Genomic DNA, 19,427 nt, shown 5'->3' on the forward strand with positions numbered 1-19,427 from the left:
CAAATCCACTAATTATGATTTGTGGAATTGAGTTTTTGTATCGTTCGCCGGATGGTTTCGTCAGACAGGCCATTGCGGCCTTCTCGGGGGATATCCGGATTGTTATCCAGAATGCACTCTCGGACATGGTAAGCAAGAAGACTGTTGCCATCGGATGGCGTAATCGTCCCTTGCTGCACGAGGGTTTTATAGGCCGCAACGATCAGGGCCATTTTGCTGTCTGGTCCGCCCCGCTTGGGTTTGTTCGTCTCCCCAGTTTCTGGAATAGATGCAGTTGTACCTTGAGGTGTCACATTGATTTTGCGCGCTGATTGGCCTTCTATATATAAAAGTCGAGCGGGCAGAATATGAACTGCTTCCATTTTTAGTGTGCCAAGTTTCAAGATATCGTTCTTAAAACACTGAATGTCCTTCCAATAATCGAAAGGAGCTGGCTGGGGAATATCATTCGCGTGCCGGGGTGACATAAAACCGACAGCTATCCATTCTTTTGATCGAATTCGAGATAAAGCCTGCAGCTTAATTTGTCTATCAAGGTCCCAGTAATTTTCACAGTATGGCGTGAGGTTTGTTCCCCTAAGTATATTGATTATCCCAATATCTTTTGTGTAATCATGTACATTTGGAGATTCAAACTTGTTTTTTATATATTTATGTCGTTCTTCCGATATCGAAAAATACTCTTTAGTAAGATCGTCGTCTCCGTAAAAACGGGGTGCTAGAGATTTTAAGACGCCGTCTTCAACTACCTGAGCCAGATCTCTTGGAGATAAATCGGAATAGCTTCTAATTGTCTTTGTCACTATTTACTCTCGCATTTTTTACTTGCATTAATGGCTTGGCTCACCCGTTCGGCGGCTTCCAACATGGGAGCATCGGCCAGATGGGCATAGCGCATGGTGGTTTGGGCCTGAGAGTGCCCCAAGAGCTTGCCGGTCATATGCAGGCTTTCGCCGCTTGAGGCTGCATAAGAGGCAAAGGTGTGTCGCAGGTCATGGATGCGCACATCGTTTAAACCGGCTGCGGCGCGCACCCGCCGCCAAGGCTTTTGAAAATCGGTCAAGTAACCGCCATCCTTTGCGCCCGCAATGATGTGGGGATTGCCTTCAAGCTTGGGGAGGCGTGCCAGCACCTCAAGGGCTGCGGTGCCAAGATAGATGCGCTTCTTGCCGGTTTTGCTGTCCGGTAATTCCATCACATTGCCGCGCACATAGTCCCATTTGGCTGTCTGGATTTCTCCCAAGCGCGCGCCGGTGAACAGCAACAGTTTGATTCCGGCAACGAAGAACATATTTTCCAGCCCTGCCGCCTGCCGTTCGTCCAGCGTGGCCAGAAGGGCGGCAATCTCATCGCGGGTTAAATAGCGTTCCTTCTTTTCTTCAGGATATTTCTTCACATGGCGGCAGGGATTGCTGCCATCGGGACGCAAGCCCCATTCTTCCGTCTTGTTGAACAGGATAGATAAAACGCTCAAAGTGCGATTAGCTTGATAAGGGGTCGAGCCGTGTTTTGCGTGTAGGGCGGAGATATGCCTGCGCTCCACTTCAACTGCCTTCATATGTCCGATGGTTGGCTTAATGAATATCTCGATACAACGGCGGTATTCTCTTATGGTGACGGGCTTACAGTGGCGTTCCACATGGGTGCTTATGAAGCGGTCGCATAGATCGGCAACGGTAGGGGATCGCACAAAGTCTTGGCGTTCGGCGGACGGGTCTTCGCCATGGGTGACGCTCATCAGCTTGTCGCGGGCCAGTTTGCGCGCTTCATCGGGGGTCAAGACGCCATGTTGGCCAAGGGTGAGCTTGCGGGTGCGTTTGGCGGCATTGCGATATTGGATGATGTAGCTCTTAATGCCGGAGGCATAAACGCGCAGGCCAAAGCCTTTCACCTCGGCATCCCACAACATATAATCTTTGTCTTGGGCTGTGGCGGCATCGATGATGCGTTTGGTCAGTTTGATAGTCACCGGTTCCCTTTCCCACGGAAGCAATACGGAAGCACGCGGTAGCGAAATGCGTGAGATCAGGGAGTAATGAGGCGTAGATGAATGATTAATGAATGCCTGTAATACCAGTGACTTATAGAGACAAAGCGCCATTGACGGAAACACAGCGTAAGGCCCCGAGGCTAACTTTTAATCAGTAGGTCGCAGGTTCGAATCCTGCACGGCTCACCAAAGATTTCAAGCACTTGACCAGAAATGGTCAGGTGCTTTTTTTATACCCGGAACGTGGAGTTCGCTGGGGTGTATTGCCCCGGATGGGGGGTAGGGCTTGGGAACGAAATCAAAAGCCCCAACAGAATATATAAGTTGCGTTAAGAAACGCGTTCCTAATCCTTGGCAAAGGTACCTTTAAATCGTTTCAGTTTTGACCGGTCATCAGCTGACATTGAATCTCTATCGAGCAGTTCATCCACTCTTTCTTGGAATCGATCTATGTCCAGCGTTCCTCTTATAGTAGCGTTATCGTCTCTTATGGTAGCGTTATCGTCAAGATTAGGAGAAATTAGTGTCAAGGGGTCTATATGGCTAACAAATTTCTCTGAAAGCGTTATGACAAAATCGTCCTCGCCCAATCTTTCATCCACCCATTGCTTAACTTCCGCTGCATCTGCGACATCACGCCACCTAAAGAGCAGCCAAAACATGTTTCGATGTTTTTTAAGTGATAAATCTTCGGCAGCCGCGCGGATGTGTTGCAGAAATAAATCGGTTAGTTGCTGAGCAGCGTCTTTGGTAATGAATGGTTCTTGCTCTCTATGGTCCTGATCTTCCTCGTTCGGGCTATGCTCTTTTCGGCATTCATTGGAAATGCTTTCTAGCCACTCCAACGATGCATGCTCACATGCTTGTTCAATCAGCTCCGTTCGCTTGGCCTGATCGAACCGACCGCGCATCAAGCGGTTCATCAGGCGGTGAATCCGGAATATATTGCCGTCTACTTGAAAAACCTGTCCTGCGTCTGCCTCAACATTAAGATCGTCAGCAACTGAGAATAATCCGCACAAAAAAGCGGGAACAGCATCATCACTGATTGCTTCTTGATGAAGAGCCAGTTCTTCCAGAAACAAGGCAGCCTTTGTGCCGCCCCGGCGTCTTTTTTGCGTAATGCTTTTTTTAAAGGCATTGGCAATTTTCTTTGGATCTCCGGCATTAGCTAAAAATTCTTCTAGCTCTTTGGCTGATATGGTTTCGTCGTTTACTGAAAATGTAAAATAGTGTGGGAAATGAGATTCAGACGCTATCCGACGGTTCTTCTGCCAAGAATCGGTGTTCATGTCCTTAACCGTTACTCTTGACCAGACATTCTGTGTTCTTGGGAACAGATGAAGAATGGCCTGTTGCGCAATGGTTCTATCTCTGCCACTCAGATCTTTCAAAAATGTCTCATTAAAAACATCAACTAAAAATGCCTTGTCATACTCAACAAGGGTCTCGCCTTCATTTCCATGATATGGCGAAATTTCGAACAGCATTTTTTTGTTCGCCCTGATAGCGGCATGCACTGTTGGAAGAAACAGTCGAAGACATTCAATGGAGAGAAAATCTGCTCGATTCACGTCATCACAAACAGCAGGCCAAGAAACGCGAATTGCATTGCTGAGTCTATGAACGTCACGCGGCGTTTTAATCAGAGCGGCTGTGATGTCGTGAAATAGAGTCCAAAATCGGTCATGCTCATGCTCTGTTTCTTCTGGGGGTCCCATAATGCTGTCAACCATGTGAAGTACGGAATTCCGCAAATCAAATGGATCCGGCAATGGGAGTTCAAAAGCGCCTTGTATAACCTTTTCAAGATAACTTGGCCCTTCAGAAGGGAATCTTTCAGCCAGCATTTTTTCGGCTAATATTCGATCAAATGCCAGCAAATATATAACATTAGGCAAGCGCCCGACAGATTTGATAAGGCGGAATATTTGAAGCGCATCATCTGTGCCAAGGCGGTCAATATCATCAATGATAATCAGGAACCGTTTGTCTTGCTTTGTGAGAGCATTCGACAGAAGTTTGTGTTCTTGTTCCACCGTTTTATCGGCTTCTTTAAATTTTCTGAATAGATTTGCAGTTGCTCCTACAACCGCGCCCGCTGCTGGTGTGGACATCAACCCTGCAAGGCCACCTATCAATGGGCTTGCGGCCGAAACACGTGCCCCGATAGATGCCATGGCTTTTCTGGCTTTTTTGGATAGAGACTTTCCAATGGAAGCATTCAGTTCTTGAAAGAAAGATGTTGTGAGTGCTTCTGCCCCGGCAAACCACCATGGATTGAAGGTTATCGGAACGATTTTTTGATCATCTATCTGGGGTTTCAGGTGATGAAGAATAAGGTTACAGGCGCTACTTTTTCCCGATCCCCAAGCCCCAGTCACGGCAAGAACCAGTCCTTCAGACGCATCCGCATGAACAATACTTTTCGCAATGGCTTGTGTGAAATTATTGATCCCATAAATGTCGTCCTCAGGATCTTGGATGGGAACATCAGACGACAATTTATGTGCGTTCTGCGGTGCTTCTGTTGCTGCCACTATGGCCTCACTTTCTTGCCTTGCATCGACTTCTGTTCCGGATTCTTCCAAATCATCGGGGCAGGTGCAATGAAAACCCCGCCTTCAGGGTGGTGTGAAGGCGGGGGATGGTCTGTTCGTTACCAGACTAGCGGGTTTTATTATCCGTGATGGGCGATGGGTTTGTCGGTGAACAGGAAGTCTTTGAGTTGTTTTTCAAAGTCGGAATTGTTGCGGCGAAGCCATTCCAGCACCATGGCGGCGTGTTCCATTTCTTCGCGCATATTGTGCAACAAAATATCTTTCAGGGCATCGTCGTCGCAATCGTCGGCGCGTTGGCGGTACCAATCCACCGCTTCCAATTCTTCCATCAAGGAAACGATAGCATGGTGAAAATGCAGGGTTTCTTTGCTGAGACGTTCGCGCGGGGCGTGAAGGCTGGAACTTGCGGCACCCATGATAGTTCTCCCTTATGATTCCGGTTTCATGAAGGGGAAGTGTAGCAAGACTATTCGTTTTTATGTACTGATGAAATGAAGGGACGCGATCCGTGGCTAAACAAGATTGGCGAATATCTGTTTTTGTGGATAGCCCCTTGCGATCTTCGCCGCTGTGGGCGTTTCCTCCCGGTAGGAACTCACACACGATCCGGTAAGTATGGCGGCAAAGGGCATTTGGTGCAATACCGCTGTGGATTATAGCTATCTGAAACGCAAAATGCCCGGCCCTGCAATTGGATGCAAGACCGGGCATTGTTCGCCAGGGCTTTTGTTCGCTTAGCGCGCTTCAACGCCCGGTTTCTTGTTTTTCCCGCGGGTTTTTCCCTTGCCCAAGGCTTTGCGGGCGGCAACGGCAGGGCGCTTTCCGCCTTGTTTGCGCGCGCCTGCGGCTTTGAAGGGGGGCTTGCCCGATTTGCGAGGCTTTCTGCTTTCGCCCTCATCATCTTTCAAGGGGCGATCGATTTCGGTGATGGTGATGTTCTTTTCACCGATACCGCGGGCCACAGCTTCGCGGAACCGGTCCGCCGCTTCCATCGACACTTCAAAACGGGATTCACGCTCGAAGATTTTGATGGCGCCAATATCCCCTTTGGTTACATGCCTGAACGGCAGATCAAAGGCAACAGCCAGCGCGGATCGGCATTGTGCTTTTTCCCGGCGCTGAGGCGGAACCATGCACCGGTCTGGAAATTGGAGTGATCGGCATGTCTTGGGGCGCGTTCCCGATCGCGGTCCGGTTCCGGCCCTGTTCCCAGCAATTCTTCAGGGGCCGGATATTTGGCCTTTTGCACCCGCAAATAAGCGGCAGCCACCTTTTCCGGGCCGTGCTGGTCCAAAAGATCCTGCACCATGGCCAGTTCTTTGTCCGATGGCGGGCTTTGCAGGCTTTCGTCGGATAAAATCCGCTCATAATCACGCTGATGATATCATTGGCCGAAGGCGGCGGCCCCCATTTGGCATCGACGCGGGCATTGCCAAGAAGGCGCTCGGCGGTGCGGCGGCGGTTATAAGGGACGATCAGCGCGCAGGCCCCTTTGCGTCCGGCGCGGCCGGTCCGGCCTGAACGATGCAGGAAGGTATCGGCGGCCTTGGGCAAATCCGCATGGATCACCAGATCAAGGCTGGGAAGATCAATGCCGCGCGCCGCCACATCGGTGGCAATGCACAGCCGCGCCCGACCATCGCGCATGGCCTGCAAGGCATGGCTGCGCTCTCTTTGGCTGAGTTCGCCTGATAAGGTGACAACCGAAAGCCCGCGATTGGTCAGCCGGCTGGACAGGTGGTTCACTTCAGCCCGGGTCGAGCAGAAAATCAGAGAACTGGGCGCATCGTAGAACCGCAAAAGATTGATGATCGCATTTTCCCGATCATTGGGTGCCACCGGATGGGCATAATAGCTGATGTCCACATGCTGCTTTTTTTCTTCCGAAGTGGCCAGCCTTACCGCATCGCGTTGATAGCGTTTTGCCAAGGCGGCGATGGGCTTGGGTACGGTGGCGGAAAACAGCAAGGTGCGGCGGCTTTTGGGTGCGGCATCGAGAATGAATTCCAGATCGTCACGAAAGCCCATATCCAGCATTTCATCGGCTTCATCCAGAACCACCGCCTTGATATGCGATAGATCAAGGAAACCCCGCTCGATATGATCGCGCAGGCGGCCCGGCGTGCCCACAACAATGTGCGGGCCCATATCAAGGCCGCGGCGTTCGGTGCGCATATCCATGCCCCCGACGCAAGAGAGGGTCTTGGCACCTGCCGGGGCATAAAGCCACTCCAGCTCGCGGCAAACTTGCTGTGCCAGTTCGCGGGTGGGGGCAACCACCAAGGCCAAAGGCGCTTCGGCACGCGGCGCAAAGCGGTCCGCATCCATCATCAAGGTCGGGGCAATGGCAAGGCCAAAGGCCACCGTTTTTCCTGAGCCGGTTTGGGCGGAAACCAGAAGATCAGTGTTGCTTTGTCCATGTGACAGGACAAGGTCTTGAACGGGCGTAAGGGAAGAATAGCCGCGCTTTTCCAGCGCGCTTTGAAGCGCCGGGGCGATTGTATCGGGGAGAGTCATGCAGACAGGCTTTCAAAAGCTGAACGGGTACCCTTAGCCCTTGGGCCAGCTTTTGACCTTGGGATGAAGGGGCGGCATCTTGCCACTTTGTTGCCTTTCATACGCGTCTTGATGCTTTTAGAAAAGCATAAACTCACCATTCCCCTTTTAATGGTGACAATCCGATTGCCTATTGGTGCACTTCCAAAGTCCATCAAGGCGGTGCATGTATGGGCGTCTCTCCTTTCTTTGCAGGGCGCGTATATGATGCGAGCCGGGATAAAAACACGATGACTTATCTGCAGTTCATTTACCGCCATCCCAAGCGTCTCGGCCTTGGCTTTGGTCTGACCTTGTTCGGGTCTTTCGGGCAAACCTATTTCATTTCCTTGTTCGGGAAAGAATTCCGCATGGCCTTTGACCTGAGTGTTGCGGGCTTTGGAACGGTGTATTCTTTGGCGACTCTTTTGAGCGGTTTTTCCGTGTTGTATTTCGGCGCTTTGATAGACCGCTTTTCTCTGCCGGTATATTTGACGGGGGTGATTTCCGCCTTTGCGCTGGCCACATTGGGGCTGGGGCTTTTGCCCCTACGGTCCGTGATTTTCCTGTTTGTGGTGATTTATCTGCTGCGTTTGTGCGGGCAGGGGCTGATGACCCACGCTTCTTCGACCACCATGGCGCGAGATTTCACCAAGGATCGCGGCAAGGCCATTTCCTTTGCCTCTATGGGCCATGCCGCAGGGGAGGCGGTGTTTCCGGTTTTGGCGGTGGCGATGATGTTGGCGCTGGGTTGGCGCACTGTGTGGCTGGGTGTGGGACTGATGCTGCTTTTGATGCTGCCTTTGTTACTGTGGCTGGCCCATAGCCGCAATAGCGAAGGGGCAATGATGGACCCGGCGGGGCGTGCCGGTACAGCAAAGGATTGGACCCGATCGCAGGTATTGCGCGATCCGGCATTTTATTTGCTGCTGGTGGCAATGGTTGCGCCGCCTTTCATCAATACCGGATTTTTCTTTCATCAGGTGCCGCTGGTCGAGGCAAAGGACTGGACGCGCCCCTTGTTCGCCAGTGCGTTTGGCAGCTATGCCGTGGCCACGGTTGTGGGAATTTTGGTGGCAGGCCGGCTTGTGGACCGGCTAGGGGCGCGGCGGGTTTTGATCTTTGCCATGCTGCCCTATGCCCTTGGGCTGGTTCTTGCCGGCAGCTTCGATCAACCGGTTGTGGCGCATTTTTTCATGGCCATGGCGGGGATAAGCACGGGCCTGTTTTATCCTTGTGCCACCGCCGTCTGGGCGGAACTTTATGGCCTGCGCCATTTGGGGGCGATCCGTGCCTTGACAAGCGGCATGATGGTGTTTTCCACCTCTCTTGCCCCAGCTCTTATGGGCTGGCTGCTGGATGGCGGCGTGGGGTTTTCAGCGCTGTTTTTTGGCTGTGCGCTTTGGGCGGTGCTGACCGTTCCGGCCGTTCTTGCCTCCAATGCCATAAGCGGCACGCGGCGTTTGGCTTGAAGGCGCGATTAGCCGGAACAAGAGCCGCCCCCCAAAACGCAGAATTTGGCGCAATGGGGATGGTTCAAGGGCACGTCTTGCGCGGCTTCGGCCAGTGTTTCGCCTAGATTGAAGCGCTGATCATAGGCCAAAAGCGTGCAGGCTTGAACGCTTGGCCGGTCATCGCCCTTGCGCTTTACCACCATGCGCGATGTGGCGCACATCATGTCATCGGGATTGACGTGCAGGATATTCCAGCATTTTGTGGTGATTTCCGGCACTTCGGCCTCATCATCCATTTCTGGAAACAAGATCAACCGCACAGGGTCATGGGCATCTATTTCTATGCCATGGGCCTTGAACAATTTTTCATAACCACGGCGCAGATCCGCTTCATTTTCTGTCCAGCGGGTCCGGCCTGCAACACTGAGATTGAAACCGTTCCGGGACAGCCAGCCCAATCCTTCCAGCATCGGGGCAAAGCTGCGCGGGCCACGCTCTTCCTCGTGCAATTCCGGGGTGAAATGATCCACCGAAATGCGCAAGGACAATTGATCGCCAAAGCGCTTGTGCAGATCCAGCAAGGCGGCCTGTTTGTGCTGCATCGGCTTCATGGCATTGCTCAAGACCAGCAATTTGAAGCCCCGGCTTAGCGCCATATCCATGATTTTAATGCAATCGGGATTCATGAAAGGCTCGCCGCCGGTCAAGCCGATTTCGCGGGTGCCAAGGCCGGTGAGGGCGATTTCATCCAGATAACGCTCCACCTCGGCAGCGCTGAGATACACAAGGCTGTCATTCTTTGGCGTTGATTCAATATAGCAATTGGCGCAGGCCAGATTGCACAAGGTGCCGGTATTGAACCACAGGGTTTCCAGGTTCCGCAAAAACACGGTGGCGCGTGTTTCGCCCTTGGCTGTGCGAACGGGATCGGTAAATTTTTGCGATGCCAATGCGGTATCGGGCATGGGGCGGCTCCTTCATGAACGCCACTGCATATAACATTGCGGTTCTGGATGGCAAAGCGCAGGCCCCTCAAATTCCCGTGGGTGGTGCCTTTCCTCCGGCTGCCATATGGGCCATGATGGCGACGGTTATCTTTAAAGGGCTGGTATAGCGATGATCTTGCGTCTTTTTCTTATGGGGAGTTTGCTCATGACGGCTGCTCAGGCTTTTGCGTGGCCCTATCCCACACTTTCGGGGGATCGTCCGATCGTTATCGCGCATCGCGGGGCCTCTGGATATCTGCCCGAACATACGCTTGAGGCCTACAGCCTTGCCATTGAATTGGGAGCCGATTTCATTGAGCCGGATCTGGTGTTGACCAAGGATGGCCAGTTGGTGGCGCGGCATGATTATTATCTGTCGGGCAGCACCGATATTGCCGATCATCCCGAATTTGCTGACCGCAAGAAAACCATCGATGGCAGAGAAGACTGGTTTGTCGAGGACTTCACATTGGCGGAGATCAAAACCCTTCGCGCCAAACAGGCCTTTCCGGGACGCTCCATAGCATTTGATGGGCAATTTTCAATCCCCACTTTCGACGAAATCCTGTCGCTGGTGGCAGAGCATGAAGCGCAAGGCGGGCAACAAGTGGGGGTGTATCCCGAAACCAAACATCCGGATCATTATGCCTCATTGGGATTGGATTTCGTACCGCCGCTTTTAAAAGCGCTTGAACGCCATGGCTATCAAGACCGCGATGCACCACTATTTATTCAATCTTTTGAGCCGGGAATTCTGAAAAGATTGCGTGATGCAACGGACTTTCGGCTGATCATGCTGGTGTTCCCGAAAAACGAGATCGACTTCGCTGCCGATGCCCTGAGCCCATCGGTTTCTCTGGAGGAGGCCGCCCAATTTGCCGACGGGGTGGGGCCATCGAAAGCGCTGGTGCTCGATTCATCGGGCAAAGACACGGGCTTTGTTAAAAAAGCGCATGATCTGGGGCTGGCCGTTCATATCTGGACCATGCGTGATGACAGGCTTTCTGCCCCCTTTCAAACGTCGCAAGATGAATATGCTCAGATTTTCAGGATCGGTGTTGATGGGGTATTCACGGATTTCACCCCAAGCGGTGTTTTATATCGGGGGCTGATTGCCGCCGGTGCCAAGGATAAAGCCCCGTAATGTCACAGGCGGCGACCAACCCAGATCACCCGGCCTAAAAGGTCGGTTCTCTGTGGGTCGCAATCGCTCCAGCTTTCATAAAGCGGATTATCGCTTTTGATGGTCAGCCGTCCGGTGATGGGATTAACAGACACCCGCTTCACCTGCAGGGCATCTTCCAGCCGCAGCACATAAATGGCATCGCGGTGCGGCTGGCGTTCGTCTTGATCCACCAGAATTTCATCGCCATCCGCCAAGGTGGGATACATGGAATCCCCCTTCACCGTCAGCACGGACAAGCGGTCTGGCGGCGTGGGGGTGAGCGATTTTAGATGGTCGATGCGAAACGGCACTTCACCGCAGGGGCTATCATGATCGACGATGGAGCCATGGCCTGCGCTGGGGCGCACATCATAGCGATCAACAAATACCAGACTTTGGTGTTCTGCTTCGTAAAACCCGGAAGGCGCGGCAAGATCTTGCCGGGGGCCGCCCAATTCATGATCCGCCACATTGAAATAGTCGGCGATTTTTCGACGATCGGCTTCCTGTAACCGCTTGGGCTGCCCGCGGCGAATATATTGCTGGATGTAGGAATGGTTGCGGCCAATAAGCGCGGAAACAGAGGAATAGCTCTCGCCCGGTGTTTGGGCGATGAGCATGTCCAGCCGTTGGCGGGCCGCCAAATCTGCGTCAGTTCGATCCATCATATGGACAGCTTAATATATCAAGGCCAAATAAACAATAGGAAATATCCTCTTGTTTATCGGAAAAACCCGACATAAGGTTATGCCTACTGAAGGTAGTGTAAGCATTTCACATTGCAAGGAGTGGGTTTGTGCAGAATTCTGTTTGTTCAGTCCGGTCTGGCTTGGGGGCTATTGAGCGATATCTGGGGGAGTATGAGCGGCGACTCTTGTGGATGATGGAGAGAGACATTCGCCGCATACTTTCCTCTGGACATGGGGCATCAGGGGATTTTTCCAATGATAAAGTTAATATAAATCAAATAGATAAATCTCTTTCTTTTGCGGTTTTCCAGATTGAAAGTCAGGAAAGAATCGCCTCTTTGATTAAGGCCTTCGAAGGGGATAGGGCGCGTTTGGATGCGGTGTTTTCACTGATAGCCCAAGAGGTTTCTTTTTCAAAAATTGACAGAAAATATCAGAAGAGAAATGGTTGGGCGCGCAAGCAATTAGGGCATGCTATGCGTGTTTATGCGTGTATGGATAAACCTAATTCTTGACATTCGGGATAAATAATGTACCAATATGGATAAATCCGAATAGTGGATTTCCGCCGATGCCTCCCGCATCGGCTTTTTTTTATCCATAAGAAAGGGAGCAATCTGAATGACTGTGGATGCATCTTGGGGACTCCACCGGGCAATCCTTGCCGCTTTGAGGGAGGATAAGGCGGTTTTGGCATGTGTTGGCGGGCCTGAAGCGATCGGCGATGAAAGCCGCCGTCCCTGCGGTGACGGGCCTCAAGGGAAAGATGGTGAAAAGATTTGCGGCCAGGGCGGCGAACATGGGGGGCGGGAAAATGGCAAGAAAGATGAGGCGCATCCGTCAATAAAATTGGGGGCAAGCAGTACGGCCTGTTGGCATTCCGCAACATTCGATGGTCAGGAACATACACTGACTTTGGATCTTGAATCGCCAAAGGGGGATATGGCCGTTCGGCAGATGGCGGCGGCGGTGATTGAGCGGTTACACGATGCGGATCTGCTGATTCCCGGCCATGCTCTGATCGAACTGCAGTTTGAATGTTCGGAAACCCATGCGCCCGATGCTCAGGGGATTACCCATTGCCGCATGTTTTTCAAGGCATTGACGGTCAGCGATTAAAGGGCGGGCATGGTGTTGAGTGATGGGGCTGTGAGGCCGGGCATCCAGCCGACCTCACAGTCTTATGCTTAAAATGGATGATATTTCTTGTCGCCGTCCGGGGTGTCGTCCTCATCCCGAGTTGCTGTTGATGCTTCAGGAACTTTCGGAAGGTCGCTGAAGGGAAAGGGCAGGTCGGTAGCGTCGGTTCTTCCTGACATATAGCCCAGAATTTGCGCCAGATAGGCGGAGATTTGGGCCATGAATCCGACCAGTTGCGGGTGCTCTTTCCCCCGTATGGCGATCATTATAAATTGTGCCGCCCCAACGATCCATGAAACGACCAGCAAGACATAAGACACAAAGGAAAAGGCCAGCAGCGCAAGCAGCCGCCATACCAGATCCAGCGCTTTTCCTTGACGCTCTGTCCGGTCCGTATTTTCGTCCCACTGTGCCTGCTGTTCTTTTGTCTTGTTGTCTTTGGGTTTTTCATCGGAGCGTGGCCGGGTTTTTGCGGAGGCCGCCTGTGCTGATACGGACTCAGGCTGGCTCTTTGCGGCGGGTTTGGCCTTTGTTGCCGCAGCCTTTGTTGTGGTCTTTTTGGCGGCAGGCTTTGCCTTTGTTGCTGCAGCTTTTGTGGTGGTTTTTTTGGCAGCAGGTTTTGCCTTTGCCGTCGTAGCCTTTGCTTTTGTGGTGGCCTTTTTTGCGGCAGGCTTTGGTTTGGATGCGGTGCCTGTTGCCGTGCTCGTTTCCGTTTCGGCGGTTTTGGGTTTCGAGGATTGTGCAGCCCTATCAGCCTGAGCAGAAGACGAGGCAGAGGATGGTGTTCCAGAGTCGTTTGGCGAATTGGGGGCTTCCGGCGTTTTTGCCGTTTCCGGCGTTTCTGGGGTGTCGACCATCGCGTGTCTCCCTTTTGTTCCGACTGGCAATTCGTATGGGGCCAAATCCCCAAGGACAAGCCTATAGGATATGTCGGAGGGAAGGCACCTGCAATCAAGTCTCTGGAAAATGACGACGATAATCATTTTCCAGAGCAGGTCAGACGTTTCTCATTCTGCTTTTATGCCAGATGCTCCCGCGCAGGCCGTCTTATTTCAGGGAGGCTTTCAAATGAGCCGTGGCTTCTTCCTGGGGAAGCGGGCGGGAAAACAGGAAGCCTTGCCCGTAACGGCAGCCCAGAGAACGCATCATCATATGCTGTTCACTATTTTCAATCCCTTCGGCGACCACAGACATTTTCAGCGTATCGGCAAGCATGGTGATGATGCGGATAATCTTTGCCGATTGATCGTCGCGATCCACACGTCCCACAAAGGAGCGGTCGATCTTGATGCAATCAATGGGAAAATTATTGAGATAGTTGAGAGAGGAATAGCCCGTTCCGAAATCATCCAATGCCAGTGTGGGGCCAAGGCGTTTGATGGCGTGCAAACACTCTGCCGCGCCATCGGGATCAGCCACCAAGGCGGTTTCGGTAATTTCCAACCGTAAATTACGCCCCTGGATGCCGGTTTCTGCAAGGCATTGGGCAACGGTTGCGGGGATGTCGTCTTGCAAGAATTGCACCGCCGACATGTTCACATTGATGAACAGATCTTTCGTGCCCGCAAGGGATGATTGCCACGCACGCAACTGGCGGCATGATTCCAGCATGGCCCAACGCCCCAAAGGCAAAATCAATCCGGTTTCTTCCGCCAATGGAATAAAATCCACCGGTGAAACAAAGCCGCGTTCAGGGTGATGCCAACGGGTGAGGGCCTCAAAAGCGATGGTGCGGCCTTGTTCCAGATCGATGATCGGCTGATAGAATAATTCCAGCTCTTCATTTTCAATGGCTTTGCGCAGGTCGGTTTCCAGCTGGATTTGTCCGGTGCGAACGATATGGGTATCGCGGGCAAAGACTTCGGTGCGCGACCGCCCCAAATTTTTGGACCGATGCATGGAAATATCTGCATCGCGGATCAGATTTTCCGGGTGCATATGGCTGGTTTGAGTGGTGGAAATTCCGATACTTACAGACATATAGGCTTCAGAATCGCTCACCATGCGGGGCACTTCCATCATTTGATGAATACGTGCGGCCAACCCGGTTGCATCGTCCAGTCCGCTAATATCGTCGATCAGGATGGCAAATTCGTCCCCATTGAATCGGGCCAGAATATCCGCACTGCGCAAGCACCCGCGCAAGGAATTGGCAAGATCGATCAAAAAAGCATCGCCGGCCGGATGACCGAAGCTTTCATTGATCAACTGGAACCGATCCACATTGAGCATCAGAACGGCGCAAGCGCGGTTTTCTTCCCCATGGCAACGGGCCACCGCTTCTTCCAGCCGATTGAGAAAATGGCTGCGATTGGGGAGTCCCGTCAGGCCATCATGCAAGGCGTGATGTAGCAGATTGGCTCCCGCACGCTTTTCTGCGGTTCTGTCCGCCAAGGTGCACATCACCCGCGGTGATTGCCCACATGCTGTTTCCAAAGGGGTGATTTCACAGGCAAAATTCCGAGTCTGCCCGTTAAACTCCAGATCCCATTCATAATGCACAGGACGTTGGGTCTTAACGGCCCGGTGAAACTCGCTCAATAACGGTTCTCCGAACTCCAGAACGGAAACATCATCAAGGCACCAATCGCGAATCGATGTGTCGGTGATCATCAACAGACTTTTGGCCTGTTCATTGGCGATAAGGACCGGATTGCCCCGCCGTTCGTCAATTTCACAGACAACAACACCAAGAGACAAATGGCCTAAAAGGGCATAGGGGTCGATATCAGAGCCGATATCAGGCGTTTCCGGGTCGCGAGTTATTTTGAGCATGGAGCCTGCCATAGTTGAAGTCCCGATTCTTCAGGATGCTCTTTAAATGACGACTCATTGAGCACCTTCTGAAGGCAGTCTGGCGTGCTCATCTAAAGATTTTCTAAATCTTGATCTAAAGATGTCTCTGGCTGGATCAAAAAATAGGGAGGCCATTGCGGCCTCCCTTAAATCTGTATCATTTTGAAGCAAAAGGGCTTCAGGGTTCAGGAACAGCCGCTGGTGCCGCCACAGGTGTTGCATTTCAGGCATGTGCCATTCCGGACCAGTGTGAAGTTGCCGCACTCGCCGCAAGAATCGCCTTCATATCCCTTCATTCGCGCTTCTGCCTGACGGGAGATGGTTGCAGATTGGGTGCTTGCTGTTGTTTTAGTGCTTGTGCTGGTGATGGTCACCGTGTCGGTCGCGCTTGCAACAGGGGCCGCGGATTCTGTGCCCGTTGCGCGGGATTCAACCGCATCGGTTCGGCTAGTTTTCTGCTTGTTTGTATTCAGCACATAAAGATTCGAACGCACATAACCGTTGGAGGCGAGCCCAAGAACCTTGTCCAGCGCGGCAGAGGCTTGCGATGCGGCTTCGGTGCCTTCTTGGGGCAGCTTTTCGGAAATGCCCTCGCCAAGGGTATCATGGCGCATATCATCCGGTTCCACATGGGCCAGATCATTGCGACCAAGATAAGACACCGCCAGTTCGCGGAAGAGATAGTCCAGAATAGAGGTGGACATTTTGATGGCGTCATTGCCTTCCACCCGGCCAAAAGGCTCAAAGCGGGTGAAGGTGAAGGCATCGACGAATTCTTCCAAAGGCACGCCATATTGCAAGCCGATGGAAATGGCGATGGCAAAATTGTTCATCAAGGACCGGAAGGCGGCCCCTTCCTTGTGCATATCGATGAAGATTTCGCCAACGGTTCCATCATCATATTCGCCGGTGCGCAAATACACCTTATGGCCGCCGACAATGGCCTTTTGTGTATAGCCTTTGCGGCGCTGGGGCAGTTTCTTGCGCGATTTTGGCGCTTCTTTTTCAATGATGCGTTCAACGATTCGCTCGGCGACGATTTGTGCCTTTTCGCCCACGGCCACACTGTCATCGGCAAGATCTTCGATATCTTCATCAGAGAGCAAAGAGCCGGACAATGGCTGGGAGAGCTTCGAGCCATCCCGATAGAGCGCATTGGCTTTCAGACCCAAAGACCAGCTCAGTTCATAGGCCCGCTTACATTCTTCGACCGATGCCAGATTGGGCATATTGATGGTTTTGGAAATGGCGCCGGAAATAAAGGGCTGAGCCACGGCCATCATGCGGATATGGCTTTCCCAAGAGAGAGAGCGCTTGCCGATTCGTCCGCATGGATTGGCGCAATCAAAGACGGACAGATGCTCTTTGCGCAGATGGGGCGCGCCTTCCAAGGTCATGGCACCGCAGACATAGAGATTGGCTTCTTCCACAGCCTGACGGCTGAATCCCAGCTCTTTGAGCATATCGAAGGAGATATCTTCAAGCTGGGCATCGCTAAAGCCAAGGACGTCTTTGCAAAATTCGTCGCCCAGGGTCCAGCGATTGAACACGAAACGGATGTCGAAACAGCTTTTCAGGCCCTCTTCCAAGGCATCGATCTGCGCCTGGGCAAAATTGCGGGATTTCAAGGTTTCATGATTGATATGGGGGGCGCCATCCAGCGTTCCGTGGCCCACCGCATAGTCGATCATGTCGCGCACTTCTTGCGGTGCGTAGCCCAAAACCTCCAGCGATTGCGGCACGATGCGGTTGATGATCTTGAAATAGCCGCCGCCTGCCAGTTTCTTGAATTTGACCAGCGCGAAATCCGGCTCGATGCCCGTGGTATCGCAATCCATCACCAGCGATTGTGCCGGTGGGGGCGATCACGGTGGATTGCGCATTGCGGTAGCCGTGCATTTCCCCCAGTTCGATGGCGCGATCCCAAGCGGCAGTGGCGGCCGCGACCAAAGCCTGATCCTGACAACATTCCACATCCAAAGGCACCGGTTTGGTGGCCAGACCTTCATAACCATCATGTTCGCCATAAGCGGCGCGGCGGTGGTTGCGCATCACCCGCAGCATATGCTCTGCATTGTCTGTATAGCCGGGGAAGGGGCCAAGCTCGGATGCGATTTCGGCAGAGGTGGCATAAGAGGTGCCGGTCATCAAGGCCGTGATGGCACCACATAAAGCGCGGCCTTCATCGCTGTCATAAGACAGACCCAAAGACATCAGCAGGCCGCCGATATTGGCATAGCCAAGACCCAAAGTGCGGTAGCGATAGCTTAGCTCGGCAATGCGCGGCGACGGGAATTGTGCCATCAGCACGGAAATTTCCAGCGCCAATGTCCATAGGCGCACGGCATGTTCAAAGTTTTCCACCTCGAAATCGCCATTTTCGCCGCGGAATTGCAACAGATTGAGCGATGCCAGATTGCAGGCGGTGTCATCGAGGAACATATATTCCGAGCAGGGATTGGAGGCGCGGATTTCCCCTGATGCCGGGCATGTGTGCCAATCATTGATGGTGCTGTGGAACTGGATTCCCGGATCGGCGCAGGACCAGGCCGCATAGGCCACCTGATCCCAAAGTTCACCGGCATTCACGGTTTTCGCAACAGAGCCATCGGTGCGGCGGGTCAAAGACCAGTCGCTGCTTTCCTTGGCGGCTTTCATGAATGCATCGGTAACGCGGATGGAATTATTGGAATTTTGCCCCGAAACCGTGACATAGGCTTCCGAATCCCAATCCGTATTATAGGCTTGGAAATCCAGCCGCCGATAACCTTGGCGGGCGAATTGAATAACCCGCTGCACATAATTTTCCGGGATCATCACCTTGCGGGCGGCCAGAACTTCCCGCTTCAGGTCGGGGTTTTTCTTTGGTTCGAATGCATCGTCATCCAGGCTTTCCCGCGCCGAATGGCACACATCCATGATGCGGTTGAGATGCATCTCGCACAGCTTGGACCCGGATACGAGAGCCGCAACCTTCTGTTCTTCTTGCACTTTCCAGCTGATGAAGGATTCGATATCGGGATGGTCCACATCCACAACCACCATTTTGGCAGCGCGTCTTGTGGTGCCGCCGGATTTGATGGCTCCAGCCGCGCGGTCACCGATTTTCAAAAAGCTCATCAGGCCCGAAGATTGCCCGCCACCGGACAGGGATTCTTTCGCACCGCGAATATTCGAGAAATTTGTTCCGGTGCCGGAGCCATATTTGAACAGGCGCGCTTCCCGGGTCCATAAATCCATGATACCGCCATCATTCACCAGATCGTCGGACACGCTCTGGATGAAGCAGGCATGGGGCTGCGGGTGTTCATAGGCGCTGTTGGATCGCACAAGATCGCCGGTTTCGAAATCCACATAGAAATGCCCTTGGCCGGGGCTGTCGATTCCATAGGCCCAATGCAGACCGGTATTGAACCATTGCGGGGAATTGGGCGCGGCCATCTGGCGGGCCAGCATATAGCGCATTTCATCATAAAAGATCTGGGCGTCTTCTTCCTGATCGAAATAGCCCCCTTTATAGCCCCAATAGGTCCATGTGCCGGCCAAGCGGTCAAAGACCTGTTTGGAACTGGTTTCAGACCCAAAACGCTTGGCTTTGGGGAGCGCTTCCAACGCTTTTTCATCGGCAACTTTACGCCAGAGCCAGCTTGGAATGGTCGATTCTTCCACGGCCTTCAAAGCCGCGGGGACGCCCGCTTTACGAAAATATTTCTGCGCAATGATGTCTGTAGCCACTTGTGACCAAGAGCATGGCACCTCCACATCGTTCATATGGAAAACGGTGGTGCCGTCAGGATTGCGAATCTCTGAGGTGGCCATGCGAAATTCGATGTCCGCATAGGGGGAAACCCCCGCTTTCGTAAAACGACGTTCAAAACGCATGACTTTCCCCTTAGCCTTGGATAGATGCTGTTATTTCTTTACAGGATTCGCGGCTTACAGCCTTATAGCCATATATATGGCCATGTCGGCGCGAACAGACACCAAGTCTAGTCCTTTTGAGGGGTATCGCAAGTTAGGATTTTCAAAGTTTGGAAAAGATAAGCATTGACAGTTTAAGGCCAGCGGGACCTACTTTCGCACGACTCTGTGATCTATAAGGCTTTGCCCG

General features: G+C 52.6%; 13 protein-coding genes and 2 pseudogenes. 5 read left to right on the forward strand and 10 right to left on the reverse strand.

Going from position 1 to position 19,427, the window contains the following annotated elements; genetic code table 11:
* Positions 1–8 precede the first annotated feature (8 nt).
* The 5 genes and pseudogenes from JCM17844_RS01205 to JCM17844_RS01225 form a co-directional block, all read right to left on the reverse strand.
* Complete coding sequence (locus JCM17844_RS01205) at positions 9–803, reverse strand: hypothetical protein (protein ID WP_149999293.1); 795 nt, start codon at positions 801–803, stop codon at positions 9–11.
* Positions 803–1,969 (reverse strand): site-specific integrase, encoded by a 1,167-nt coding sequence (locus JCM17844_RS01210; RefSeq protein ID WP_210431115.1) that lies wholly within the window; start codon positions 1,967–1,969, stop codon positions 803–805. Before JCM17844_RS01210 ends, JCM17844_RS01205 begins: the two co-directional genes overlap by 1 nt.
* Positions 1,970–2,334: 365 nt before the next feature.
* Positions 2,335–4,530, reverse strand: a complete 2,196-nt coding sequence (locus tag JCM17844_RS01215) for a P-loop NTPase fold protein (protein ID WP_210431116.1) — start codon at positions 4,528–4,530, stop codon at positions 2,335–2,337.
* Between the two features lie 140 nt (positions 4,531–4,670).
* Complete coding sequence (locus tag JCM17844_RS01220) at positions 4,671–4,967, reverse strand: ferritin family protein (protein ID WP_149999295.1); 297 nt, start codon at positions 4,965–4,967, stop codon at positions 4,671–4,673.
* A gap of 318 nt (positions 4,968–5,285) precedes the next feature.
* Positions 5,286–7,068, reverse strand: a pseudogene (locus JCM17844_RS01225) (DEAD/DEAH box helicase).
* A gap of 269 nt (positions 7,069–7,337) precedes the next feature.
* Between JCM17844_RS01225 and JCM17844_RS01230 the strand changes: the two are divergent.
* A complete protein-coding gene (locus tag JCM17844_RS01230) occupies positions 7,338–8,558 on the forward strand; it encodes an MFS transporter (protein ID WP_210431119.1) in 1,221 nt (406 codons plus the stop codon).
* Positions 8,559–8,566: 8 nt separating this feature from the next.
* Here JCM17844_RS01230 and JCM17844_RS01235 read toward each other — a convergent pair whose 3' ends face one another.
* Positions 8,567–9,505: a radical SAM protein gene (locus JCM17844_RS01235; RefSeq protein WP_149999297.1), complete on the reverse strand. Its 939-nt coding sequence runs from the start codon at positions 9,503–9,505 to the stop codon at positions 8,567–8,569.
* 14 nt (positions 9,506–9,519) lie between these two features.
* Here JCM17844_RS01235 and JCM17844_RS16275 point away from each other — a divergent pair, with 14 nt between their 5' ends.
* Both JCM17844_RS16275 and JCM17844_RS01240 read left to right on the forward strand, forming a co-directional pair.
* The gene (locus JCM17844_RS16275; protein WP_268885019.1) at positions 9,520–9,654 is read left to right on the forward strand and encodes a hypothetical protein; all 135 of its coding nucleotides are present in this window, start codon (positions 9,520–9,522) and stop codon (positions 9,652–9,654) included.
* Between the two features lie 38 nt (positions 9,655–9,692).
* Positions 9,693–10,670, forward strand: coding sequence for a glycerophosphodiester phosphodiesterase family protein (locus JCM17844_RS01240; protein WP_210431120.1), 978 nt, complete (start codon positions 9,693–9,695; stop codon positions 10,668–10,670).
* 2 nt (positions 10,671–10,672) lie between these two features.
* Here JCM17844_RS01240 and JCM17844_RS01245 read toward each other — a convergent pair whose 3' ends face one another.
* Entirely contained in the window at positions 10,673–11,359 is a 687-nt protein-coding gene (locus JCM17844_RS01245; protein ID WP_210431121.1) for a S24 family peptidase, read from the reverse strand.
* A gap of 128 nt (positions 11,360–11,487) precedes the next feature.
* Between JCM17844_RS01245 and JCM17844_RS01250 the strand changes: the two genes are divergently transcribed.
* Both JCM17844_RS01250 and JCM17844_RS01255 read left to right on the forward strand, forming a co-directional pair.
* Complete coding sequence (locus JCM17844_RS01250) at positions 11,488–11,895, forward strand: restriction endonuclease subunit S domain-containing protein (RefSeq protein ID WP_149999299.1); 408 nt, start codon at positions 11,488–11,490, stop codon at positions 11,893–11,895.
* A gap of 106 nt (positions 11,896–12,001) precedes the next feature.
* Entirely contained in the window at positions 12,002–12,499 is a 498-nt protein-coding gene (locus JCM17844_RS01255) for a DUF3168 domain-containing protein (protein WP_149999300.1), read from the forward strand.
* Positions 12,500–12,567: 68 nt separating this feature from the next.
* Here JCM17844_RS01255 and JCM17844_RS01260 read toward each other — a convergent pair whose 3' ends face one another.
* The 3 genes and pseudogenes from JCM17844_RS01260 to JCM17844_RS17020 all read right to left on the reverse strand — a co-directional run bounded on the left by JCM17844_RS01260 (position 12,568) and on the right by JCM17844_RS17020 (position 19,198).
* Entirely contained in the window at positions 12,568–13,377 is an 810-nt protein-coding gene (locus tag JCM17844_RS01260; protein ID WP_149999301.1) for a DUF4389 domain-containing protein, read from the reverse strand.
* 190 nt (positions 13,378–13,567) lie between these two features.
* Complete coding sequence (locus JCM17844_RS01265) at positions 13,568–15,295, reverse strand: EAL domain-containing protein (RefSeq protein ID WP_210431122.1); 1,728 nt, start codon at positions 15,293–15,295, stop codon at positions 13,568–13,570.
* Between the two features lie 206 nt (positions 15,296–15,501).
* Positions 15,502–19,198 (reverse strand): annotated as a pseudogene (locus JCM17844_RS17020) (vitamin B12-dependent ribonucleotide reductase).
* Positions 19,199–19,427 lie beyond the last annotated feature (229 nt).

Source organism: Iodidimonas gelatinilytica, from assembly GCF_008579125.1.
Lineage (GTDB): Bacteria > Pseudomonadota > Alphaproteobacteria > Sphingomonadales > Rhodothalassiaceae > Iodidimonas > Iodidimonas muriae.